Source organism: Paenibacillus sp. 481 (assembly GCF_021223605.1).
Classification (GTDB): Bacteria; Bacillota; Bacilli; order Paenibacillales; family Paenibacillaceae; genus Paenibacillus_B.
Genome location: NZ_CP075175.1, coordinates 1,433,044 through 1,457,882 on the forward strand (window position 1 = coordinate 1,433,044; position 24,839 = coordinate 1,457,882).

At 42.6% G+C, this 24,839-nt stretch carries 21 protein-coding genes; 7 read left to right on the forward strand and 14 right to left on the reverse strand.

Annotated features, from left to right (window positions below; genetic code table 11):
- Nucleotides 1-161: 161 nt before the first annotated feature.
- Nucleotides 162-1,718, reverse strand: a complete 1,557-nt coding sequence (locus KIK04_RS06150) for a GNAT family N-acetyltransferase (protein WP_232277416.1) — start codon at nucleotides 1,716-1,718, stop codon at nucleotides 162-164.
- 284 nt (nucleotides 1,719-2,002) lie between these two features.
- Nucleotides 2,003-2,884 (reverse strand): LysR family transcriptional regulator, encoded by an 882-nt coding sequence (locus KIK04_RS06155; RefSeq protein ID WP_232277417.1) that lies wholly within the window; start codon nucleotides 2,882-2,884, stop codon nucleotides 2,003-2,005.
- 175 nt (nucleotides 2,885-3,059) lie between these two features.
- Between KIK04_RS06155 and KIK04_RS06160 the strand changes: the two genes are divergently transcribed.
- The gene (locus KIK04_RS06160) at nucleotides 3,060-3,827 is read left to right on the forward strand and encodes an arylamine N-acetyltransferase family protein (protein ID WP_232277418.1); all 768 of its coding nucleotides are present in this window, start codon (nucleotides 3,060-3,062) and stop codon (nucleotides 3,825-3,827) included.
- Between the two features lie 115 nt (nucleotides 3,828-3,942).
- Here the strand turns inward: KIK04_RS06160 and KIK04_RS06165 are convergent, their stop codons facing one another.
- Nucleotides 3,943-5,436, reverse strand: coding sequence for an alpha/beta fold hydrolase (locus tag KIK04_RS06165; RefSeq protein ID WP_232277419.1), 1,494 nt, complete (start codon nucleotides 5,434-5,436; stop codon nucleotides 3,943-3,945).
- A 15-nt stretch (nucleotides 5,437-5,451) separates the two neighbouring features.
- Nucleotides 5,452-8,013 carry a diadenylate cyclase gene (locus KIK04_RS06170; RefSeq protein ID WP_232277420.1) on the reverse strand — a complete coding sequence of 854 codons (2,562 nt, stop codon included), beginning with the start codon at nucleotides 8,011-8,013 and terminating at the stop codon, nucleotides 5,452-5,454.
- A 328-nt stretch (nucleotides 8,014-8,341) separates the two neighbouring features.
- Between KIK04_RS06170 and KIK04_RS06175 the strand changes: the two genes are divergently transcribed.
- Complete coding sequence (locus KIK04_RS06175; RefSeq protein ID WP_232278618.1) at nucleotides 8,342-9,121, forward strand: ANT(4')-I family aminoglycoside nucleotidyltransferase; 780 nt, start codon at nucleotides 8,342-8,344, stop codon at nucleotides 9,119-9,121.
- Nucleotides 9,122-9,326: 205 nt separating this feature from the next.
- On the opposite strand, the gene KIK04_RS06180 is transcribed toward KIK04_RS06175, so the two are convergent.
- From KIK04_RS06180 to KIK04_RS06195, 4 genes are all read right to left on the reverse strand, one after another.
- Complete coding sequence (locus KIK04_RS06180) at nucleotides 9,327-10,385, reverse strand: hypothetical protein (protein WP_232277421.1); 1,059 nt, start codon at nucleotides 10,383-10,385, stop codon at nucleotides 9,327-9,329.
- Complete coding sequence (locus KIK04_RS06185) at nucleotides 10,382-12,163, reverse strand: HSP90 family protein (protein ID WP_232277422.1); 1,782 nt, start codon at nucleotides 12,161-12,163, stop codon at nucleotides 10,382-10,384. Before KIK04_RS06185 ends, KIK04_RS06180 begins: the two co-directional genes overlap by 4 nt.
- Before the next feature lie 167 nt (nucleotides 12,164-12,330).
- Nucleotides 12,331-12,939, reverse strand: coding sequence for a transglutaminase-like domain-containing protein (locus KIK04_RS06190; protein ID WP_232277423.1), 609 nt, complete (start codon nucleotides 12,937-12,939; stop codon nucleotides 12,331-12,333).
- A gap of 157 nt (nucleotides 12,940-13,096) precedes the next feature.
- The gene (locus tag KIK04_RS06195) at nucleotides 13,097-13,639 is read right to left on the reverse strand and encodes a hypothetical protein (RefSeq protein ID WP_232277424.1); all 543 of its coding nucleotides are present in this window, start codon (nucleotides 13,637-13,639) and stop codon (nucleotides 13,097-13,099) included.
- A 242-nt stretch (nucleotides 13,640-13,881) separates the two neighbouring features.
- Between KIK04_RS06195 and KIK04_RS06200 the strand changes: the two genes are divergently transcribed.
- Together KIK04_RS06200 and KIK04_RS06205 are read left to right on the forward strand one after the other, a co-directional pair.
- Nucleotides 13,882-15,072 carry a helix-turn-helix domain-containing protein gene (locus KIK04_RS06200; protein ID WP_232277425.1) on the forward strand — a complete coding sequence of 397 codons (1,191 nt, stop codon included), beginning with the start codon at nucleotides 13,882-13,884 and terminating at the stop codon, nucleotides 15,070-15,072.
- Between the two features lie 441 nt (nucleotides 15,073-15,513).
- The gene (locus KIK04_RS06205; protein WP_232277426.1) at nucleotides 15,514-15,714 is read left to right on the forward strand and encodes a helix-turn-helix transcriptional regulator; all 201 of its coding nucleotides are present in this window, start codon (nucleotides 15,514-15,516) and stop codon (nucleotides 15,712-15,714) included.
- Nucleotides 15,715-16,255: 541 nt separating this feature from the next.
- On the opposite strand, the gene htpG is transcribed toward KIK04_RS06205, so the two are convergent.
- Complete coding sequence (gene htpG, locus KIK04_RS06210) at nucleotides 16,256-18,136, reverse strand: molecular chaperone HtpG (RefSeq protein ID WP_232277427.1); 1,881 nt, start codon at nucleotides 18,134-18,136, stop codon at nucleotides 16,256-16,258.
- Nucleotides 18,137-18,345: 209 nt separating this feature from the next.
- Nucleotides 18,346-19,218 (reverse strand): aminoglycoside 6-adenylyltransferase, encoded by an 873-nt coding sequence (locus KIK04_RS06215; protein WP_232277428.1) that lies wholly within the window; start codon nucleotides 19,216-19,218, stop codon nucleotides 18,346-18,348.
- Between the two features lie 202 nt (nucleotides 19,219-19,420).
- Here KIK04_RS06215 and udk point away from each other — a divergent pair, with 202 nt between their 5' ends.
- Both udk and KIK04_RS06225 read left to right on the forward strand, forming a co-directional pair.
- A complete protein-coding gene (gene udk, locus KIK04_RS06220; RefSeq protein ID WP_232277429.1) occupies nucleotides 19,421-20,071 on the forward strand; it encodes a uridine kinase in 651 nt (216 codons plus the stop codon).
- A 251-nt stretch (nucleotides 20,072-20,322) separates the two neighbouring features.
- Nucleotides 20,323-21,225 carry a DMT family transporter gene (locus KIK04_RS06225; RefSeq protein ID WP_232277430.1) on the forward strand — a complete coding sequence of 301 codons (903 nt, stop codon included), beginning with the start codon at nucleotides 20,323-20,325 and terminating at the stop codon, nucleotides 21,223-21,225.
- A 53-nt stretch (nucleotides 21,226-21,278) separates the two neighbouring features.
- On the opposite strand, the gene KIK04_RS06230 is transcribed toward KIK04_RS06225, so the two are convergent.
- The 4 genes from KIK04_RS06230 to KIK04_RS06245 form a co-directional block, all read right to left on the reverse strand.
- Nucleotides 21,279-21,674 carry a DUF4190 domain-containing protein gene (locus KIK04_RS06230; RefSeq protein WP_232277431.1) on the reverse strand — a complete coding sequence of 132 codons (396 nt, stop codon included), beginning with the start codon at nucleotides 21,672-21,674 and terminating at the stop codon, nucleotides 21,279-21,281.
- Nucleotides 21,675-21,906: 232 nt separating this feature from the next.
- On the reverse strand, nucleotides 21,907-22,512 hold the full coding sequence (locus tag KIK04_RS06235) for a DUF4190 domain-containing protein (protein ID WP_232277432.1): 606 nt from the start codon (nucleotides 22,510-22,512) through the stop codon (nucleotides 21,907-21,909).
- Nucleotides 22,513-22,634: 122 nt separating this feature from the next.
- A complete protein-coding gene (locus tag KIK04_RS06240) occupies nucleotides 22,635-23,327 on the reverse strand; it encodes a hypothetical protein (RefSeq protein ID WP_232277433.1) in 693 nt (230 codons plus the stop codon).
- A complete protein-coding gene (locus tag KIK04_RS06245; protein WP_232278619.1) occupies nucleotides 23,327-23,923 on the reverse strand; it encodes a DUF2087 domain-containing protein in 597 nt (198 codons plus the stop codon). Before KIK04_RS06245 ends, KIK04_RS06240 begins: the two co-directional genes overlap by 1 nt.
- 219 nt (nucleotides 23,924-24,142) lie before the next feature.
- On the opposite strand from KIK04_RS06245, the gene KIK04_RS06250 reads away from it, so the two are divergent.
- A complete protein-coding gene (locus tag KIK04_RS06250) occupies nucleotides 24,143-24,829 on the forward strand; it encodes a response regulator transcription factor (protein WP_269671024.1) in 687 nt (228 codons plus the stop codon).
- Nucleotides 24,830-24,839 lie beyond the last annotated feature (10 nt).

The window sequence follows — 24,839 nt, forward strand, 5'->3', positions numbered from 1 at the left end:
ATTCCAGTTCATAAGCACAGTGTAGATTATGGATAAAAATATTAACAGTACGCACATTTTTGGTATATAGTATTCATTTGTATACCGTAGACTGCAGCTTGCCCGCAGCTCGTGCGCAGCTTTTTCGCAGCCTATTTGTTGCGTGTTCAATGTGCCGCTAGTTAGTCTCCATTCGTTTGCTCGTATGCACGTAGCAGTTCCTCTACAGGTATACCGTTAATTTTCATCCCCGAAATGTTGCACTGATCGATATTTACGTTCGACAGATTGCTCCCGCGTATCTCCGTCCCACGTAGATCACATCTTTCAAATGTCATAGGCGTATGGGAGGCGCCTAGATTCGTATCGTGAAAGCGAACCCCATCTAAAGAAACCAGCGCTATTTCACTATTGCTCAATCTCAAATCAGCAAGCAGGACGTTAGTGAGATTCATATTTTTAAATGTAGAGTGACTTAGATTGCAGTCCGTAAATTGGCTGCCGCTTAGATTGCTGTTGCTGTAACAGGCTTTTTCCACGTTCATTTTGTAAAAATCAGCCCCATTCATGGCGCAGCTCTCAAACTGCGTATGCGAAAGGTTCTGATCCTTAAATTTCGATGGAGCAGTAGCTGAATGCTCGACGTTTCCAGCCATTATTTTTTCGTACACGTACTCATCCTCCGACTCATACGTCCGCACGTAGCCCGCTTTTTCATAGAAAAAATGATTGTTAATTTGCCTGCTCGACGTCTCCAATCTCCACTCTTCAACAGCTGGGAATTCACTTTCAATGAATGCAATGGCCTTGGAACCCAATCCTCGCCCCTGATAGCTCGGATCAATAAAGATCTTATCGAGTCTGGCATGTCTTTTGCCCGAAGATTCGACCGAGATGCCACCGATTATTGTTCCTTCTATTCCTCCTAATACAATCGCGTAATAATCCAATTCCCGAGTCAAGTACCTGTGCATTTCCAGCGAATCGTAGCCAGGCGGACGAAGGTTGCTGTCCGGGGCTCCATCACCTGTATGCCACTTCTGGATCTCCTGATCAAACGTCCTTTTCATCAAAGCTGAAAGTTGTGCAGCATCTTCAATTTGTGCTCTGCGAAACTGAATCATCATATTGTTGATGTCCCCTTCGGTTTCTTCCGTTTTTTCCGTTTCTTCTGTTTCTTCTGTCTCTTCGGCTTCGTGTGCTGTATGTTTTCTCATTTCAAAATAGTCGTATTCCTGCTGGTCTGCTAGCTTCGTTAGACGAATATGATCAAACCCCGCCTTTTCCACTACTCTTCGTGAAGCCACATTAAACGGTTTGACGATAGCAACAATTCGAGCAAGCTCTGTGTTGGCAAAGACAAATGAGGCGATCGCTCGAACTACGCTTGTCGTGTACCCCTGATTTCTGTAATCCTTTGAAATGGCATAAGCAACTTCTCGAGCTGCCGGATCTAATAAGTCATTTGGAAATACGCCACACCAGCCAATGAGTCGCTTGTCCTCCTTGTGCTCCACCGCCAGTAAGATTTGCACATTGTGAGGATCAAACTTCTCGTAGCTGCCTACCACAAACGATAAAAATTGCTCAAGCTGCTCCTCCGTCATGTTCCAATCCGGTAATATGTCCGTAATCTCTGATTGTCTTGTCAGTTGATGCAATTCTTCATAGTCGGCTGTTGAAAATGTCCGCAAACGGATTGAATCAGTGTCGATCGTGAATGTATGTGTATGGTTCATCGTTAAGCACCTCTTGTGTAATTGATTGTTGGTTATGGGTACAAAAAAAACGGAGTGCCTCAAAAAAGGCACTCCGCAAGTATAGGTACATACTTAGCCCGAAGTTCCTTGTAATGGGTCAAGAAGACACACGTATCCCGTTAACTAAATAGATAACGAAATTTAGGTGTTCTCTACGTCCACTACAAGGATTCTGGCATAAGCTATGAATTCTCCTTCCAATATAAACCTATGTGTATTTTAATCGATTGCTGGATTTTTGTAAACGCTTTATTGAAATCCGATTATGGCGATACTTGCGTATAATGCGCCACAACAAATTCACGAAACGCTTGGGCCGCAAGCGATAAATATTGTTTCTCTCGCCACACCAAGTGAGGTGTCCACTGACAAGCCGGCTCTTCAATATGAAGCAGATTAAGCGGCGGTATTTCGCGCTTGGCAGCTATCGGCAGAAACGCGACACCAAGACCCGCCCGAACCAAACTGCTAATAGCTGCGGGCTCGTCACCTTCGCAAATAATGTTCGGGATAAACCCCGCTCGATGACAACATTCATCAGTAATTTTACGGAAGCTATACCCTGCCTTCAAATTAATGAACGGGTCATTGGCCACTTCGCTAAGCCGAATACGGCTGCGGCCTGCAAGGCGATGTGTAGGTGGCACAGCCAGTACCATTTCTTCAGTCTGTAGTGGTAAATTAACGATTCCAGGTCGTTGAATAGATGCCGTGGCGAGACAGAAGTCGATTTCGCCTTTTTCGAGTAATTCAATCTTCATGTCCTCGGTAATGGCTTGCGTAATGCGAAAGTTCACGTGCGGATGCAAGGCTAAAAAAGGCCCTAAAAAATCAGCTACGCGATACAAGGTAGTTGTCGCCAGTAAAATACTCCCCCGCTCCAATCCCGCTAAATCCTCCAATTCGCGCCGACCTTCTTCCAGCTCCCCAAGCGCATTGTTCACCTTTTTGAGAAAAGCTTTGCCGAACACATTGAGCCGGATTTGTCGCCCGATCCGATCAAACAGCGGTACCCCTAAATCCTCTTCCAAACGTGCAATCATCACGCTGAGAGCTGGCTGGGCGATATGTAGCTCACGCGCTGCCTTGGTCATATGTTCGGTACGGGCAACGGTTTGAAAATATTTGAGTTGCAGCAAGTCCATCCATCATTTCCACCTTTAATCCATATAAAAATCATTATGAGTATGATTATAAATTATATATTTTTAATTATCTAAAAATCACCTTACACTATACATGTACCTTTGCTCTAGACTAATGAAGTCCCCATTTCATTCATAAATAGTATTCACATAACCATTTTAATAAAAAGGATTGGTGATCAAGTTGAACGTGCAAACTTATTTGGATCGTATTCAAGCTACCAAGAAAGACGAAGTCAGTCTCGACTATTTATCCCATCTGCAAAAACAGCATGTGCTCAACGTCCATTTTGAAAATCTTGATATTATGTCAAAAAAGCCTCTCTCCTTGCAGGTCGAGGATCTGTATCACAAATTGGTACATGCACAGCAAGGCGGGGTGTGTTACGAACTGAACGGGTTATTTGTTCATTTGTTACAAGAGCTCGGCTTTCACGCTTATCTAATGGCAGCAACTGTACATGTAGGCAATGGAGTCTGGGCCTTGGAACATGGCCATTTGTTTAGCATCGTACCGCTTGAAGGTAAGGAGTATGTGGTTGATGTAGGATTTGGGGGCAACTGCCCACGCCTACCTGTTCCGCTGAATGGGGAGGAAGTCGTTGATAGCGATGGGACTTATCGCGTCATGAAAAACGAGGCCGACTCCATGTTCTATTTGCAGAAGAAGAGTGACGGCGAGTATGAAACGCTATATCGCTTTGAGACGCCTTCGCAGCGCTGGAATTTGGACACGATACACCCTGTTTGTGTGCTGACGGAAACGGCGCCTGAGTCCATGTTTAACAAGATGTATTTCTTGTCCCGAGTGACGGAGAACGGGCGCATTACGCTGTTAGGGAATACGTTAATTACTGTCAATGGTCAGGAAAAAACGAAGCAAAAGCTTGAGGAGCATGAGATTGCGGAAGCGGTTCAGCGCTACTTTGAGTTGACGGTTTAACAAGACGCAAAGCTTGTATAGACTAATCAAAGGAATATACAAGCATCTAAATAGGGCGATAGAAACGTTCTTAGCCAACAATTCGTACACTATCGCCCTTGTTTTTATACCACAACTAAATCAGGCAAGCCGGAACATAGCCTGGGTGCTGAAAATCAAACACTTGTATTGGACCTACAGCTGTTAAATGATGTCCAACAAAGACTGCTACGCTTATCGGACAGTTTAGATATAAATCAATGTGTTCAATCCCTCGTTGTTTCAAATCATCCACAATGGCCTTCACTTTCACGGCATAAGCGACCGCCTGCTCTGCGCTTGCGATGCTATCATGTCCTACTCCAGTCGGAGGAAGTACATTGATTAATGTATGGTATTGAACATTCGTTTGCTTCAAATGAGCATGCACTGGCTCTTTAATATCCCTAGTAACGCTAAGTACCAAAATAGCGCGTGAACTCTTTAAATCATTTCCTATCCATATGTCGGGCGACACTATAAACGAAGGATCAGACTTTAATGACGACCAAATGTACTCCCCTTGCTCTATTTCAATAATTGCTCCTCTTACACGTGAAAATCTACTTCCAATTAGAACCCCACCAGACAAGCAAATCTTCGTGTATATGCGTATGTAACCTTGCGTAGCAGCTCGGTTCTGCGCCCAGTGATCAGCAGCACTCTCCAATGCTGTGGTCATCGCACTCCAATTCTCTCTAGAAGGCAGCTTCCTTGGTGAGGCATAGACACCAAAATATTCGCGCCAATCCAACTCGACTTGCGGTTGCTCCGCATACTGCTGTTTATCGTACCCGTGAATATGAAATATCATAGGTGTAGGCTTTGTCGCCTGTGATTCCATCGTCTTTTGCACAAAATCACGAATCGTTTTGTATGCCGTACTACTAGGATCGGCCTTACAAATGCTTGAATGATCCTCATCAACATTCACAACATCTGCACCCAAATATAGCGGAGTGGAAGAAGCCTCTGCTACGACTCTATCCCGCGCTCCGCGCAGTGCAAGCTGTGAGATGTCGTGTTTCAACTTCTCGGGCAGCTTCTCTGTCCCGCCCCGATACACATACTTGTTCCAGCTAGCCTCTAATTGAGCCAAATGAGGGCTGTTTTTGCGCAACGATTGTAATTGGCGATTAACCGTCCATTTTGGAAAGACATTAGCCAGCCCAGATCCGTGGAAGGGAACAGATAAATAAACAGCACCCTTTATTGATTTTAAGTTGTCCTCATCAAAATCTTCGTAACGATTCACAATATATTGCTGCACCACTAATCCACCCATACTGTGCGCTACGAAAACAATATCCTTTCCTTTTAAATCCACCTGAATATCCCCGTGTAGCAGCTCTGCTACCGTCTTGAAATCATATTGTAGCGGCTTAAAGCCTGTCCGATAACCATAACTGTAAATCTCCGCATCAAGCAACGATGGATCTTGCCCGAGTAATTCCATCATGGTTGGGGATTGCTCACATTTCCTCCATGTGCCATGAGGGTCGCCCGCTAAACCATGTACAAAAATAACCGCAAGCTTGCTTTTCGTCGATCGAGAAACTACTTTTATTAGCCTTGCTTTCTCTACGCCCATTATATTTTCCCTCGTTTACTCTTCGTCTTCTGGCTGTTGCTTCTCTAAACCAGCCGCTACTAAGGGATGGCTAGGATCCAATTTTGCACCATGTTCCTCTAGCAGCTTTTTAAGAGCCTCGCTATCGCGATGTTCACTTCTCTTTTCAAAGTAACTGTCTTGAGCATGGAAAAATAATGGGATGCCCTCTTTAATAAGCTCCGCTATTAAATCAATAGTATATTGTTGTGATTTTATTAATTCAGAATCTATATAATCATCAATAGCGGCCTTCCAATTTCCCATTGACTTGTATAAGTCACCTCGATTTTGATAGAGTATATGATTTCTAAAGAGCGAATCAATTTTCTGCATTTCTATTGATTTTGTAAAATCAGCCAATGCTCTGTTGAAGTAATCTTTCTTTGTAGCTCCTTTAGTCCCAATTCCAACTTCATAAAGTGAAATCCCGCGGATAGTATAAAGGCCAATAGTAATCTCCGATTCCGCACCGTGCTGGAATACATGTTCAATACCCTTCAAAGTTTTCATGTAATATTCATGCTTTTTTTCATCCTCGTCTTGAATACTTCTAGCATAATTTAAATATGATAAGACCAGAAGAAGATAATCTGAGGTATATTTACTATTAACTTCATATCCCTTTTCGTAAAATTCGGCAGCCTGTAAATATCGTGATTTTACATAGAAGGTAAATGCGAGCTTGAAATAGTGTTGAGGATCGATTTCTGTCTCCTTTGCAAATTGTTGAAGTTGCTTCTCGCAATCTTGCAGCTTTTCTTCACTATCTTCATTATCATCTTTGATGTGAGTAATCATATCCCCAACCAATTGCCGAATAACAGCTTCATTTACACGCTCTGGAATCAGATTGACCATCCCATCCTCGGAAATGATCGCAATAACGCAAGGCTTGTTACGATCTTTTAGTTTTTTTAAATAACGATATGCAGAATGAAACCTCGCACCACGACTTGCATCTCCTAGACTCTCATGTGCAAGCCCATCAAGAATCACGCCAATAGCATGACAAGATCCAGTGGTATCAAAATAAATCGCACCGTCAATAGATGTAAGGTGTTTAATAAATGTCGGGCTTATTTCCGTCGGAAAAATTGGTGTAGACTGTTTTTGCAGCTTTTTCAACTCAGCTTCCGCAGTTTCAGGGTCTGTAATTACCACCATTGTACCGCTTTGCTGTTCAGTCGCTTTCTTAATGACAAGCCCCAGTTTTTCAATTTGTTCATCTGTAACAGTGATAGACTCCGCGTTCTTAAATTGGCCCCTCATTGTTCGTTTAAACAGTTCAGATGTGAAGCCTCCTGACGCAATTACTGGGTTTTTAAATGATATACCTATTAACTTCTGAGGCACAATTTCTAAATTAGTGGTCATTTTAAATATCCTTGATTCATCTTCAGCAACAACACGAGCATCTGTACTTGGCTTTTCCTCAGTTGTTATAAGTAGCAAATCATATTTGGATAATCCCTTAAACTCTACTTTGAACACGAGATTATTGGCTAACTCGCTCCAGTTGATTGTCCCTACTCCATAAATGCCTTTGTCATCTGCAATCAAGTACAAATCGCTCTCATTGTTCGTAAGCTCAAGAAGCTTTCGGATGCGTCGGGCATCCTCTAATTGAATAGGTTGATGATTTTGAAACTTAATCGAGAAATGAATGAGATCACTGTTTGCCAGCAAATTCTCATTTATAATTAACATACACCCAAAGGGGCTCTCACCCTCATACGTTCTTGTTGAAATGCCATCGATTTTTTCAAGCAAGTTGTTTATATAATTCTGGTTTCTCACCCTTTCCGATAAATCAATGTAATGACCAGAGACATTGCTTAAACTTTGCTCACATATGATAAACTCCTGAATTTTCCCAAAAAATAAACGGGCCATTCGCTGAAGGAACTGAGCACTATTTTCTTTATACTTGCTTTCAAGTTCAGTATCTTCATTAAGAAATAATAAATCGTTATCGCGAAATACCGTGTAGTAGTCTAGAAAATAATAATCTAGGACCATTCTAATAAAGGACATTTGTGGTCTTTCAAGAAAAATATTTCTTGTATTAGCATCGACATACTCAATTGATAGAATGTATTTCATCTGAGAAATTTCTTTATCTTGCTTAATAATAAAGGAGTTAGTGTATAAAATATTCCACTCATAAAAGTCTTGTTTAATCGGAGAAACATAATTTTTCCCCAAATCAACTCGATTCTCTAGGGCAGCTTCATCAGGTACACTAGAATTTTGACTTATTTCAGATGACTGAATTACTTCAAGCTCAACTTGACTTATATCTGTATTCAGATTCTTCAGGGGGAGGCCAAGTTTTTTGAAAACCTCATCGGGTTCCTTAAATTCTTCTTGAATGACCTTCGTGTTTCGGCCACCTTCACCGCTTAACACACTTTTGACCCGAAGTGTTTTAATACAATTTCTCTTCTCATCTAATACGAGTGCATACAATTTCAAATCCAATCTATCATCAAGATTACGCAAAATTTGCTCCAGATTTCCATATACCGTCTTATTTATTTGTTCAAACTCCTTCAAAAAACCTACCATCCTTTCAAAAAGAGCCCCTTTTTATAATTCAAACATAGAAATAATTACCTATTTATTTTAACATAGGATGTCATATTATTAGCTGATTTTTAGATATTTGATTGCATGTTCATCCCCTGACAACTCATGGACTTCGAATAATCTATGAATGACTTTGTAAAAGTCAACCAAGCAAGCTATAATCTCCTCAACAACATCTATGTAGGAGGATTTCTTATGATGCATCCACAGAAAGTCCCTCGTTAGGCCCGTGGCCCGCCATTTATGCATTAGTGTGAACTCAACCAAACTATTAAAAGGGAGATACGCGCTAATGATGAACATAAATGGCCCAATGAAAATGTCGCGAAGCGAAAGGCTTCAAACATGCCATGAGATTGCGGAGAGATTACATGAGGTTTACGGGGAGCGAATCATAGCCATCGGGGTCTACGGCTCTGTTTCCAGAGGTACGGACGGCCCTTTCTCCGATATCGAGATGTTCTGTGTACTAGGCGAGCCTAGTGAGTCTAGTACGCCCATTGAATTCAGCTATGAATGGTCTTCGGGGCCTTGGAAAGCGGAAGTGAACGTGTGCAGCGCGGACGTACTGCTTGAAAACGCCTCTACGGTGGATGGCGAATGGCCGTTGACGCACGGCCCTTTCTTTGCTCCACTTTGTCTATATGATCCGAAGGGCTTTTTTCCAACATTGAAGGAAGCCGCCGAATCACCAACCAAGGAGGATTTCAGGCATGCCATCAACGAAACACTTGTTGGTGAAATGTACGAGTTTATCGGCAAACTTCGAAACATACATCTGAATGGCCCTCACACCTACTTGCCCTACTTGGCTATGCAGTTTGCGCAGTACGGTGCGATGTTAGTGGGATTGCACAATCGGAAGCTGTTCACTACTGGCGCCATGGTTCTGCCAGAGGCATTGGAGCTGCCGAATCTCCCTGACGGATTCGATGATGTTGCGAGGATGGTCATGTCCGGTGAATTAACCGATTCGTCGAGGATCGTTGCAGCCTGTGAGCGTTTTTGGAGTGGTCTTGAGGAATGGGCTGTTGAAAATGGGTACGTCATTCATACCGCGCGAATTCCTTTCTGAGCAAACGAAGTAGCACAGCCACTCACGTCCAGCAACACGTGGCTGAACTGGATCGAACGGACCATCCGGCAGCCTATGTTGAACTGTCCCTTCCGCCATAACGGCGGAGGGACTTTGCTTTGTGCAGCTAAGCCGCCTCATAAGCAAAAGCCCCTCCAGATCACTCATCGCTATTCCCCAACACGGCTCCAATTACCACCTGCCATTAACTCTGCAACTGATAAGCCTTGATCAACATCTGCGTGTTCTTCTCTTTTTCAACAATAAACTCATTCACGTAATCGTTGCCGTTCCGGCGGTTGAATGCATCCGCTAATGCAGCAATCTCTTGATCCAGCCAATCCAGCGTCACACGATCATCTTCAGCAAGCTTCCTTCTACGCTTTTTCCTATGCCACTCCCTGAGAAAAATGCGCACGGAGAGAAAATAATTAAATTTATCCCAGCCCACTTTGCTTTCCAAACCGTAACGAATCGTGTCATTGTAGATTTTCACGGCCTTGTCCATACTTGTCACCGTATAAAACTCCAGCATCATGCCATGCTCCTCGAGAAAGCGCGGTCCTTTAATGACCCGATATGCTTTCTTCGCAATCGAAGCAGCCTGCTCATACTCTTTCATTTTCAATAACGGGATGATCACTTGGCTGAACGTATTTTGCGGTATCGTACTACAAACCATCTTGCCGTTGAGTATGGGCTTCACCGTTTGCAAGCCCTTCTTGACATGATTAATGCGGAAGCTGTAGATGCCAAACATGTTCTGCTCACAAGCCTTGCAATCTGCCAAATCATCCCTAGGCGTAGACCGCCACAGTTTATAATATTGTGCAGCCTCTGAAATCATCCCTTGTGATAACAAGTAGTTCACTTTCTTATGATAGTAAGGCCGTAAATTATAACCGTATTTCAAGCATCGCTCTTTAAAATCCTCGAAAATGGAATCAACCTGCGCCAAGCTGAACTCGGGCATCCGCCACATATCGTTGATCACCCATTTATAATGCCACATCAAATAATACTGGGAGTACGCGCTAGGTGTACGATCATACTTCGACAAGCACCATGAGAAAGCGACTAGCATCCGCTCCAAGTAACCTATATCTACCGCGGCGGTCATATAGTCCATCCGGACGTTGTAAGCATCCTCTTCCGTCATATATCGGTCGGCAATTGCAATCATTTCCTCTAGAACAGCCAGTTTCTGCTTGCTATCCGGCATATCCCAGCTCACACGTCTTAGTTCATTGAATCGATCCCTCATCGCCCCACCTCTGTTACCCCATCGAGACCCCGATTCATGAACTTCAACAGCGATTCATTCATCATCTTTAGCTCCGTCGGCCCCATCGCATAATTGCCTAACAACAAAGCTTGCGTGTAGAACAGCTCGATGCCAGCCTTCCGCAATTCAGGATCATGAGAAGCCATCACCTTACGCACCATCGGATTGTTGAAGTTATAACAAATGCGGGCATAATGTTGCCCGTACATTTCACTTCGAATCACGCGAACGACATCCGCAAAGAGCGGATTCGCCTCTTTTTCAGTCTCGTCCGTTATGTTCAAAAAATTCGTTTCCTGATCAGTGTTATACAACACTGGAATATCCGCAGGTTCGAACCATCTAGTCAACGAACGACATTGAAATCTGTCCAGCAGCGCATCTGACTGTTCGAGAAACGGCTGCACATAAAGCTTCTCTTCACGATCCAGCTCTTCAAAGCGACTAGCGAATTCCAAAATATGAAGAATATCCACCTCAACGTCCGCCACTTCCGTTACACGCCGCACAAGATCAAGATCGTGGACATATCCACCATTTACGACCAACAAATTTTGCGCCTTCGCAACACGGGCAACTTGCCTGAACTCATCGAGTGAAGCCGTAATTAAAATCGACGAATGATCGCGCAAAATATCCGCCATTTTCATATCACCGTAAGACGTCTCGAAGCTCAAATGCTTGATGAACAAAGAGTACAAATCGTCATCCTCCACGGCCATTGCTTTAATAGAAGCGTAGTGGACACGGACAATTCGTTCGAACAGCTTCGGATCATTTTCGAATAAGTCGATTAAGTAGTTCTTAATACATTCCCCAAGCTCCGCTTGTACCGCAAAGAACAGATCGTTCTCCTGAAAAGCTTCCCTAGACGCCGTTGGGCGCAAGCTGTCGGTATTCATAATGCCATTTACGAAAAAGGCCCACGGCGGCAAGATGTTGCTCATTTTGTCGGATAGGAGCATATTTTTTAAATACACATGATGCTTCTTCTCATCCTGCAAACTAACCGCATACGGGAGAATATGTGCTATACCGGTAACACCGCCAATTACAGACGTTAACGGGATAATATCCATAGGCTTGGAGTAATGGATACTTTCGATATAATCCAGCGCTTCTTGCTTGTCCATGTTCCATGGCGGGTTCGTGACGTTAACTTTGCGTTCGTATTTGTCTTCTATTAATAAGATCGGAATCGGCAAAAACTGCCCGTATTTCTCCAGCAGCTCGCTCACCTGGTAATACTCAAAATACTCCTCGTATTCCGGCTTAGCCTTCAAAAACACCGTCGTCCCAATGGGGACGTTCCGTTTGATTTTGTTGATCGAGTACGTTCCGTCCGGCTTCCCGCGCCATTCCAGCGCGTCACCTTCAAGCGCCGAACGCGTAATCAGCACAATCTCATCACTCACAACGAAACAAGACAACAGACCAACGCCAAACTGACCGATAAAATCGTCTGCGCCGTCCTGATCGCCCCTTTTGGTGGAGCTGCCGATTCTCGCAAGAAACTGCTCGATTTCTGATTCCGTCAGCCCGCAGCCATTGTCAGAGAACGATAGCGTATGAGCAGACGCAAATACTTCCACTTTTACCGTTTCATCAAAAGGTTGCCCCAGCCGTCTCCGCGCCGTAACCGCATCTACCCCGTTCTGAAGCAGCTCACGAATAAACACGCCAGGGTCCGAGTAGAGATGATTAGATAACAAATCTATGATGCCTTGCAAATTCACTTGAAAGTTCATATTAGTCATGGCGATCCTCGTCATTTTGTATAGGATAACTTGCAATTTTTATTATATCAAAAGCGGAAGAATTTAGGTTGCGGGGTGGATATATTTTCATTCATAGATGGCTCGCAAATAAAAACAAAACCACCCCTGACGATGGAGTGGCTGTGATAATAAAATTGGATATGGATTCAAATCTCTGTAGGCAGACCGTGAAGATACATGTCAGCACAAGCTGTATGACTTTTCAGGGTCTCTATTGTCTGTGCGTTAGGATTCACATAGATGGTGGGATAATCAATTTCACCGTAATGTTCTCGTATCGAAAAAGCCAGCTGTTCCTTATCGACTGAGAACTGTGCGTCTACTCCCTTTTTGTTACCACGAGCATCTACTCTGATCCAGCGCTTTAACGATTGGATGTACACAGCATTTAGAGCATGAATGCAGTACCCTGTATCGGGTGTGTCACCTAAGGTGAGTCTTTGATAGCAAAATCCCGTAGGAATCCCTTTGCTCCTTAAAATGGCACATAGCAAGTTCGATTTTGCGTAGCAGATGCCTTCTTTAAAATAGAGTACCTCGGATGCTTTGCACGTAACGCGTGAGCTTTGAATGTCTATGGAGTGGTTGATTTGGTCACGGACAAATGCGAATGATTGTTGGATGAATTCGATTTCGTGTGTAGTGGATTCGTGGAGTTGGTCGGCTGTTTCTTTTATAGAGAGATGGTGATAGTCGATTTCTTCTGTGGCTGCCAAGTAATCAGCTAAGATGTTGGATTCACAGATTAATTGCATTGGTTGTCACCTGTTGTCACCTTTCGAATGTGAATTTGTATACCTCTCATTCAATGCTGCATGTTTTTTCGTTTGATTCGGGTGTTACGGATAAAAGAACATTTCCTGCTTCGTGACTAAGATAAGCGTTAGCACGAATTCCAATTTTACAAAACACTTATAAGTTTTCCAAAAGTATTTCGCAGTTTTTTTCATGAATCTTATCTATAATTTTCACAAATGTATCGTAAGCATCTTTTATAGATTGTTCTGCGGATAAATTTTTGCACGTGATCTCATAGAAGCTATCAGTCGTTTCACTGACATCAATATAAACAGATATATCTATATCTTCAAAATGATTCATAACAACTTTCTGCATCATCTCAAAATATTGTTCGATGCCGCATAAACTTCTCCATTTCGATGGTTGTAGAGTAGTAAGAATACCTATTTCACATTGATTCGATTCACTATCTTTGGATAATAAAAAATCTACGTCAATATCGCCTTTTTGAACGTCAACAATAATAGTTGACACTTCTTCTGGCAAGCTTCCAAGCTCTGTTAGTGATACCTTCTCATATGCATAATAGTCCTTAACATAAATTTCAGCCCAATTACCAATCAGATCGATAGAAACCTGAGTTGAACTAAAATGAATATTCTCTACCATAAGAGTTGCTTCTTTGGAGCCCTTCGTTTTTAAAATGGTAAACACATGAATCACCTCTCCTAGTCAGCGATATAAACAGAAATATTTTTCATGTTCGATGCTAGTAAGTTTCAATTGTAGTAATTGAATATATCATACCATATACTGGTTTATACGTTAACTGGTGTTTCCACACGGAAGTCCCACTTCTAAAACGCACAAAAAATCATTTACACACTTGGAGCCCAATGATAAAATCCAATTAATGTATTTATTTGGAACTTATCTAGCCGAAGGAAGGTGAACATGTGAGCCGCAAAATGACACCTTTGGGAGAACTGCTGCAACAATACAGATTCAGAGCAAATATGACTCTAGCATCTCTAGACAGTAAGGTAGGCGTATCAAAAGGAAGCTTGTCTAGAATTGAAACTGGTGAAACGAAGAAACCGGACTTCAAAATCGTTGAAGCCGTTGCAGCCGTTCTAAACATTCCATATGCGGAATACGTTTCAGCATATATCGAAATAGAAAAGAAACCGGATATCCTGCTAGGAATTTTAGAAACAGCCGTTTCATCTCCACAGCATGCACCAATAGCCCCCAAGATAGCAACTAAATTTCTTGAGACAGAAAAAGAAGACAGTGTAGAATTAGTAGCAAAATTGTATTCAACAACGAATCTCATTGAGGACACCTCTATAAGAATCTCTCTATATAAGAGTATTGTCGACTACTCACGCAGCCATGGTATTATGCCCTATATTGCGCGAGGCTTATTTCAAACCTATATGATTGAACGGAATGATTTCAGCAAGTTAGAGGTTTCTTATCAATCGGGTAAAAGTATATTAGCATATGTTGGTTTCTTAAGTACTGATGAACAGTTAAAGCTTTATTACTCTTTAGCAAATCATGCCTATGGCCTTATGATTTACAACGAATCCATTGAATTTAGTAGAATAGTTATTGAAATCGACATTGCCAAAAGCCAATTAAGTGCCCATGCTACATTTAATATTTGCAACTGTTATTATTATTTAAATGATTTTGAAACAAGTAAAACATATCTTGTTCTGTACCAAAATTATTCATATTCTTTTGTTGAAGACAATGTCGCATTCATGACGGGTTGCATAAACGGACGAATGGGGGAAATTGATTTAGGCATTAATCAATTAGAACAATATGTAAAAAACACATCTGAATTTAATCTTGTGTATGCAGTTACCATGCTTATGGATTTGTATGTATGTAAAGCAGACTTTGATTCTGCTAGAAAGCTACTTCAGTACGTAGCCGAAATGAAAAAATCCATGAATAACAAGTATACTGCACCTGATAAAAAAGCTAGACTAGCGTATTTTTATCAATTGGCTGGGCATGCACTACTACCACTGGATGTCGAACAAGCTTTTGATTATTATTTGGATAGCGCCATAGAGTATATGAAAATAGGACTATATGACGCGGCTAAAAAAGTACTTATTCCAGTATAAACTCCACGCCCCAAGCACACCAAGCGGTGACACTTTGCGATAGAATAGAATCCGACTAATCATTTGATTCCCTTCCCAATCCTGCTTCTTTTTAAATCACAACATTACCCCCTAAATACATTTTCTTTTATACGAATTAAAAACATTCATGACCATAGTAGAGTTGTATATTCTATTATGGTCATCTTCAATTATAAATTACGCCCCCTTAAATAGGTAAAATATGGACAAAAGTTTCGCAAAATTTTTAAACTTTTTATTTTGCCCAACTTCATTTACACTCACGCTAGATAAAAAATCGACTTAACCCTACTGAGGAAACTAACAGCTATGCTAGACGAACAAAATAGTTTCAAAATGCATCTTGTTATCTTACTTATTCAAGTCTTAATAGGTGCTTTCTAGACCTAGAGAATCATCACTAAGAAGAGGGAGAACATAATGAATCAGCTAAAATGGCTAATAAAAATCCGAGGATGCAGAACCCAACAGGAAGTAGCTCTATTGTCAGGTATTAAAAGAAGTTCCTACTCGAATATTGAGACAGGAAGACGCGTACCTAGTGTTCGCGTAGCCAAGAATCTTGGACAAACTCTCGCTTTTAAATGGCAGCGCTTTTTTGAAGATGACTACACCCTTTGAGAAAGTTGTGTAGCGTACTAAACCAGATGGAGCTAGTGAGTCTATCTGGTCTTTTCAATGTGATTTTAAGAATAAAATGTATGTGATTAAAACAGTTTTTGATCTGCAATTCAATTTTACTCACCGCCACCCAAATATATTGAAATAAACAAAATTAGGTTTGCATACTTGGAGTCCGAGGGTAAAATGTGATCGAATTATTTATTTTTTATTTATCCGAAGGAAGGCGAACATGCGAACCGCGAAACTACACCTTCGGGAGAGTTTATACAACGATACAGGCAATTTCCTCCGTTCTTAACATCCCCTTTACAAAACACGTTGAAAAACACATCGAAATAGAGCAAAAATCTAAAGCCCTGAAACCATTTTAGACATGGCAATCACAACTAAAAACTTATCAATAGCCCTACGAGTGCAACAAATTTTCTGGTAACCGTACGGAGAGATAGTTTAAAATTAGTAGAACAGCTGTATTCCACAACAACACCCGCTCTAGCTTTCGCCAGAAACGGGTGTTGTGCGGGACGTATTTCGATAATTACACCATGATTTTGCAAATATCATTCGTAAATTCAACCGGATCATTGATCGGCAAGCCCTCGATCAGCAACGCTTGATGGTACAACAAACTCGTGTACAAATTCAGCTTCTCTTTATCCGTCGCATAAGCATCCTTCAGCGATTGGAACACCTCATGGTTGATGTTAATTTCCAGCACCTTGTCCGCCTTCACATCTTGTGCGTTCGGCATTGCTTTCAATATTTTTTCCATCTCAATCGTCAGTTCGCCTTCAGTAGACAAGCATACCGGATGCGTCTTCAAGCGTTTCGACGCGCGGACGCTTTTCACTTTGTCACCCAGCGCAGCCGTCATATGCTCGAACAGATCCTTGTTCTCGCTTTCTTCTTCCGCAGACGATTGCTCATCTGCATCCGGTTCAATACCTAGATCACCGCTCGATACGGACTTAAATTCTTTCTCTTTGTAGGACATGATCATCTTGATTGCGAACTCATCAATATCGTCCGTGAAATATAAAATTTCATATCCTTTATCCGATACGATCTCCGTCTGCGGAAGCTTCTCGATACGTTCAATCGATTCACCAGACGCATAATAAATATATTTTTGCTCTTCCGGCATTCTCGACACATACTCATCCAACGTAACTAGCTTCTTCTCCGCCGACGAGTAGAACATGATCAAGTCTTGTAAAACGTCTTTGTGCGTACCGTAATCGCTGTATACGCCGTATTTCAATTGTTTGCCGAAAGCCGTGTAAAATTGCTCGTACTTTTCTCTTTCGTCCTTCAACAAGCTTTGCAACGCACCTTTGATCTTGCTCTTAATGTTCTTTGCAATCAGAGTCAATTGACGATCATGCTGCAACATTTCACGGGAAATGTTAAGCGACAAATCCTCAGAATCGACCATCCCTTTGACAAAGCCAAAATAGTCAGGCAGCAAGTCCGCACACTTGTTCATAATCAATACGCCGTTCGAATACAACTCCAAACCTTTTTCGTATTCCTTCGTGTAATAGTCAAATGGTGTATTTTCCGGAATAAACATAATCGCGTTATAGACAACCGCACCGTCAGCACTAATATGAACATGCTTAAGCGGCTTATCAAAGCCGTAGCGCTTTTCTGCATAGAAGTTATCGTAATCTTCTTGAGTTAGCTCGCTCTTATTTTTCCGCCAGATCGGCACCATGCTATTTACCGTTTGTTCCTCGGTATACTCCTCAAGCTCTTCCTCGCTGCCTTCTTTAGGTCTTTGACCTTTGGCATCCATCTTAATTGGATAACGAATAAAATCAGAATATTTTTTAACGATCGCTCTTAAACGATACTCTTCCAAATACTCATCGTAGTTATCATCTTCGGTGTTCGGTTTAATTTTCAACGTAATGACAGTTCCAGCAGACTCCTTCTCAAATGGCACGACTGTATAGCCATCTGCACCCTTGGACTCCCACTTGAATGCCTCATCACTGCCAAACGCCTTGCTTATTACCGTAACAACATCCGCCACCATAAAGGCAGAATAAAATCCGACCCCGAATTGGCCGATAATGTTGTGTCCGTCTTTCTGCTCATTTTCTTTCTTAAAGGCTAACGAGCCGCTCTTGGCGATGACGCCCAAGTTATTTTCAAGCTCTTCCTTCGTCATCCCGATTCCTGTATCCGTGATCGTCAACGTTCTATTCGCTTTATCTGCGGTCACTTTCACATAATAGTTCTCTTTGTCGAACACGATTTGCTCATCCGTCAGCGCTTTGTAATACATTTTGTCGATCGCATCACTTGCATTGGAAATGAGTTCACGTAAAAAGATTTCGCGCTGCGTGTAAATGGAGTTGATCATCATTTCGAGCAATCGTTTCGATTCTGCTTTAAACTGTTTCTTAGCCATATGTAAGTCCCCTTCCAATTATGAAAATGATCATGAATAGCGGCATATAAGTAAATGTTCGTAGATGTTGGTAAATGCGCTCTTTGCCGAAACGTATTAGCACTCAAGCACGAAGAGTGCTAACCCTTTCTTTCTATATACCATATTCTAATTTTTAATGTCAATATATGACTAGCAAAAAGTGGAATCCATGTGTAGCGCTGTTGCGCCTAATAAATCTGCGTAGCCGTTGGCGGTAATTGCTCGACATGCCGTAAATAGGCCGTGACACGCTCATCCTCAGCGCGATCGTAATCATATCCAAGTTGCTCCGCAACAACAGCGGCCGTGCTGCGGAACAGGTTGCCCATTGCAAATAAGGCTCTCCACGTGTCCGCATAGCTGCCATTAGCATAAGTAGATAGCAGTTCGTTCCAAATAGCCTCCGGCACATATTTCTCGATATATTTGCCGGATTTTCCGATACTGACGGAAAAATCAGTTTCAATGCCGACTCTCCACTCCAGCATTTTAATGAGCATCGGTCTTACAATCTGGTTCAGCTGGTCCTGCGCGTAGAGGAGTTCCTTTCGCCACAGCCCTTTTGCCACATACATAGACACCCACCAGAACTCATTGCAGCAATCCGCGAACCATTCCGCGGAAGGCCTCTTTACCCAATAGTCCTCATCCGTAGGTGCTGGAATGGGAGGCAAGCTATGATCTTTGTCCATTAAAATAACCGTGAGCTTGTCCTCATGACAGTATTCATCTGTTTCAGCGACAGGAATTAGCATCAGATCGATTCGATTACCGTCTGTGAACTGCATCAGATACGCGAACCTTCCGCCTAATTCCGCTGGGAACATCGACATCGCTTCGGGCGTCTGCATCATCAGACGCTCACCAAACACGTCAATCCATTTCGGATCGCGTATAAATGACGCCACATCGGTGACAAGATATACAATGTCAAAATCCTGAAACCGATCCTTAGGGACATTCTGATTCGTGCGCGAACCATTCATAGCGACCGCCCGAATTCGCTCATCTTGTGCGGCTACTCGTAAGGCCAGCTGTATAATTTCCTGTTCAGACCGCACTGCGCTGCCTCCTTTTTTGTGAACATGGTACTGTATTCATTTCTGCTATACCTTTGAAAAACCTTTATTTTAATACATGATGTCGAATACTGATAAAAAGTGCCACACTTCATTTAACCCTTCCAAGGTGAAAAAAAATGAAAGCTGTGCTAAAATCAAATGATTGCACCGGCAACATCTTAGGGAGGTTTATTAAAGCGCCATGCTAATTATAGGTATCGCCGGCGGCACCGGCTCCGGCAAGACAACGGTTGCTCGATCCGTCATAGACCGTCAAGGGTCAGAAAAAGTAACGTTCATATCGCAGGATAACTACTATAAGGATCATTCTCAGCTCACAATGGCTGAACGCGAAACGATCAATTATGATCATCCGTTTGCCTTTGACAATGGGCTGTTAATTGAGAACCTCAAAAGTCTCAAAGCAGGCGAAACGGTATACGCTCCTGTATACGATTTTACAGTTCATGCCCGTTCCACTACGGATACTGTAGAACTCAAGCCGAACAATATTGTCATTATCGAAGGACTGCACGTCTTGTCTGACGAAAATTTGCGCCAAATGCTCGACATCAAAGTATTCGTAGACACCGATCCCGATGTACGTATTCTGCGTCGTGTGCTGCGTGATATTGAAGAGCGCGGTCGGACAATACAGTCGATTCATAATCAATATTTGAATTCGGTAAAGCCGATGCACGAAGCATTTATCGAACCGTCCAAAAAATACGCTGACCTGATCATTCCTGAAGGTGGTCATAATGAGGTCGGCATTCAATTGCTGTCCATCTTGACTGAGAAATATTTGACGAGTGATTGCGATTGGGTATTGGACAACAATAACAACAATTAATGATTATTAGCTAACATGTATAGCTTGTTAAAAGGGGTGTACAGCAGTAGGAAACTACTTCTGGACAACCCCTTTATTCATGTAGCGGCTTCCGTAGGAAGCGTTAACGAAATAGTCGCCACTTCGTGTTCCATATGCGCCATATGTTCAGCGATTGAACGCATATGTGGCACAATGGCCTCCCCAGCAGCCGTTTTACTTATGTCATATTTAGGCATACAATTGTCTTAACTTACATAAGGAGAACTCGCATGGACAACAAAGCACTCACACAACTCACTCTAGCCATGATTATTTTTGGCTCTGTCGGCTTCTTTTCGAGTCTAACAGGGCTGCCCGCCATTGAACTCGTGTTTGTTCGCTTAATATGTGCAGCTATCTTTTTATTTACGGCTTGGATGATATCTGGAAAGTTTAAGACCGAGGTATGGGATAAGAAAGAACTGTTGTTCATTATCCTCTGTGCTAGCGCTAACTTGTTGAACTGGATATTTTTATTTAAATCGTTCGAGCAAATTTCCATCACGATAGCGATCTCACTCTATCATTTAGCACCGATATTTGTGCTTATTGTCGGCAGCCTCCTGTTTAAAGAAAAGCTCACATGGCTATCCATGTTCGCCATTAGCTTATGCTTTATTGGCACGGTGTTGATTATGGGATTGGGCGAATTAAGCTCATCTTCGTTGGGATGGAGCGGAATTGTAAATAGTGTGCTGGCCGCTGTCTTTTATGCCGCAGTGATGTTATTGGGCAAGAGTATAAGTAAGGCAAGCGTATATGCAACGACCTGTTTGCAAATGACGATCGGAATCGTGCTACTCGTTCCGTTCGTTAATTTCACCGCATATACCACACTTGATTCGATGCAGTGGTTTTATGCGATTTTCACGGGAATTGTGCATACAGGTATCGTGTATCTGCTGTTTTTTAATAGTATACGCCATCTGTCTACGCAAATCGTTTCGTTTATGATTTTTGTCGATCCAGCCGTAGCTATCTTACTGGATATCTTTTTGACCGATTTTCGTCCGGATTGGTTGCAATGGTCGGGCATTTTGCTTATTTTCGGTGGGTTGTTTATGACGCTTAAACCTGCGAAATCACGAAGTGATATGGAGGACGTTGTTGTCGTCGAAAAAGTGGAGGCGTAGCTTACGAAGGGAAAGGGTGTCATTACATGTGAGCATAATGACACCCTTGTATATCAAGATGATAGTTTGATTTTATACCACAAAGTAACTACTAGAGAAGCGATCATCAATCCAACAGATATAAGAGCTAACGTTATCCCTGCAATGGCCATTCCTCTGCCTTTAGGTGAACGTCTCGCCCTTACCCCCAAAATAAAACCAGGAATACTAATGAACCAAGAAGCGGCAATAAAACCAAGCGTATAATCTGGTCCCCTATAAAAATAAGACTCCGTTCGAATGTTGGTTTCATACCAAGCAAGTATAAGGAGTAACAGCCCAAAAATACCGCATATCATCGAGACAACGGCTTGTCCTAATCTATCCTTTGGCTGCTTCTTATTAGATGGGGAATGTTGATTGTCTTCATACTGATGGGATGATGTTTGCTGACTTCTGTCTGGTTCCATCTCCTTTGGTCGTCCGCTTCCCGGTCGTTCCGTTCTCTTAACGTTTCTCTCGACTGTTCCCGTGAACGCTCTTTAGGCGGATTTGCAGGCCTTTTCCGATCGTAATCCGGTCTTTTACTGGTTGGAGCCGATTTACGAGACTGACCCTGTGTCGGTCGTGATGTTCGCTGCATTTTGTGCGATTCCCTTCGGTTAAATTCTCGTATCTGTTAACTCCATTATCGAAACGTAGCTACAACCTGCTTACAGCTATTACTACTATTATCGTCCCAAAGCCAAACGGAATGGCAGTTAGCGTTATCCCAGCAATGGCCATCCCTCTACCTCTAGGTGAACGTCTCGCTCTTATCCCCAGAATGATACCAACAATACTAATGATGTAAGACAAGAAGAAAAAAGTAATTGCAATAAATTCTCCCGTATCGAGAGATAGCAACGCATCGGCGATAAATTGTACGAATGCTATCAGAAATAATAGACTCGCGAAAATACCACATATCATCGACACAACGGCTTGTCCCAATCTATCCTTTGGTCCTTTTTCAATCGAAGGACTTGAATTGTCTTCATACTGACGGGATGATGTTTGTTGACTTCTGTCTGATTGCATCTCCCTTGGTCGACCACTACCTGGTCGTTCTCGGTCTCTTAACGAATCTCTTGACTGTTCCCGTGAGCGCTCTCTAGGCCTCGGGCTTCTTGATTGCTCTCTTGATTGCTCTCTTGATTGTTCCCTTCGCTTATCTTCCGATCTTTTTCGATCTGAATCCGGCCTGCTCGCTGATGATGGAGTTGATCTACGAGGCTGACTTTGTGTCGGTCTTGTTGTTCGCTGCATTTCGAATGATCCCCTTCTATCTTCTATAGGTATGATGTACCATTCGACAATTTCACCTAAAATCCTCTTATCATCCCTGTTTTTCCCTATATATCTGCTTATTTCTCCCTAAGCGTGACACGTTATGTATTTCGCAAAGGGTACACAAGATGAACCCCTTTTTCCTGACGCAAAGCTTCAACGAACATATAATTATGGTCTGCACCTGCTATGCACAACATTCGCTTCCCTGCATGCTTTTTAATTGCATTTTTAATACGCTGAATCATAATAAGATGGCGACAAATCCATCTAAACATATGGGCTTGCGGATTCACGCGCTCTAACCATTCATACATTTGCTTCGTCACAATGTCATATTCGCACGAATTAAACGGAATCGCACTGGAACTGAAACTGCAATCCACCGTTGCAAATTGCCGTTGCTGCCACCGCTCTAACTCCTCCTGCAAAGCTAGCCTTTCAGCACCGTCATAACGTTGAAACGGATCAAAATCCGCCCAAACATCAAGCTCCATCCAATCCATAGGCTCAAAAGCGATGTTAATCTCTTCACACAGAGGAAAAATCAAATCCCAGTACTCACTTGCAGGCTCACCCCGGTATCCACGCTTGGTACTCTTCCTATCCTGTTCGGTGCTACCCTGATCCTGCTGGTACCATTCCCAATACTCAGGCAGTACCTCGCCACAAATCACATCGGGATTAAATGCTACAATTAACTCCTTCATTAAATCCAAAGAAAAATTGTATTTTTCCCTGAGCATCGGGTCATGCGTCACGCCAAGAATTCCTACGGTGCAACCAGTAGCCACTACAGAGTCTCCCATTTGGCCCACATTTCCGGCGGGTTCAATTCATAAACCTCATTCTCCCTAAACATGAACTGGTGCATAATAAACTCCCTGCGTATCGTTGCAAAATCAGCGTGAACATGTTTAATAAACGCATTCACTTCCTGCTCACTATACTTCCTTCCCATTTCCAGCTTCCCAATCAAATGTTCCAATACAATAAGCTTCTTCTTCAGCTGCGCCGGAACACTTTTCAATTTTCCATCGACCGTAAAGAAATTTCGAATAACCGATTCCTTCATGCGCGTACGATTCTCATCCAAGTCGATCGCTCCTCCTTCGGTTGTGCGGTAAATTAAATTCACCGCGGCAGTGGCATTATTTTTGATAAAGTAGTCGTTTAATGAAAAATAAATCGTATTCTTCTCTCTGCGCTCATTGATTAGACTCGCCTCCCGAAGCTTGGCCGCGTGATGAGTAATCGTCGCAGGTGTTAAGGACAGCTTCTCCGCCAGCACTTGGCCATTCAACTCTCCGTCAGCAAGCAAAATTAATATTTTTATTCTGGTAGGGTCTGCAAGCGCCTTATGATAATTGACCACTTTGTCTAATTGCATCATCGTAATTCCTCTCTGTACTTCGTATGGAACACCTTAGATTAGATCACTGGTTTAGATCATCTGATTAGATCATTATCTAATTAGATATATGTTAAATTAGATAGTAATGAAAAAGGAGTATTTTGTCAAACCTATTTTAGAGGTAGACGGTGAGAAAGATTATCAAATACAATGATGGCAATGGCACAACAGTTTATATAAAGGCAGGACACCATGATGAAAAAAATTCTACTCATTGAAGATGAGAGAAATTTAGCACGTTTTATTGAACTGGAGTTGCGGCATGAATCGTTCTCCGTCACCGTAGCTTATGATGGGAACAGTGGGCTCGACCTTGCATTGAAAGACGAGTGGGATGTCATTTTATTGGATCTTATGCTACCTGAATTGGATGGGATCGAGGTGTGTCGCCAAATACGCGTTGTCAAAAAAACGCCGATTATGATGCTAACCGCAAGAGACAGTATTATGGATCGGGTCTCGGGTCTAGATAGCGGCGCTGACGACTATATCCCGAAGCCGTTCGCGATTGAGGAATTGTTGGCGCGAATCAGAGTCGTCTTTAGACGCCAAGAGGAACTCGAGGAGCTGGCAGCAGAGCAGCGATCGCTCCTTACCTTTCATGAACTATGCGTTGATCTGAACGCGAGAATGGTCACCAAAGGCGGTCAAATCATCGATTTGACGAAGAGAGAGTACGAATTGCTCGTTGCGTTTATGAAAAATACGAACCGTGCGCTGTCCCGTGAAACGCTACTAGATACCGTGTGGGGGTTCGAAGCGGCGGTTGATACGAATGTAGTAGATGTATATGTTCGATATTTACGTAACAAAATCGATAACCCTGACGAGGCGAGCTTCATTCAGACGATTCGCGGCGTTGGCTATGTGATGAGAAAATGAGACGATGAAA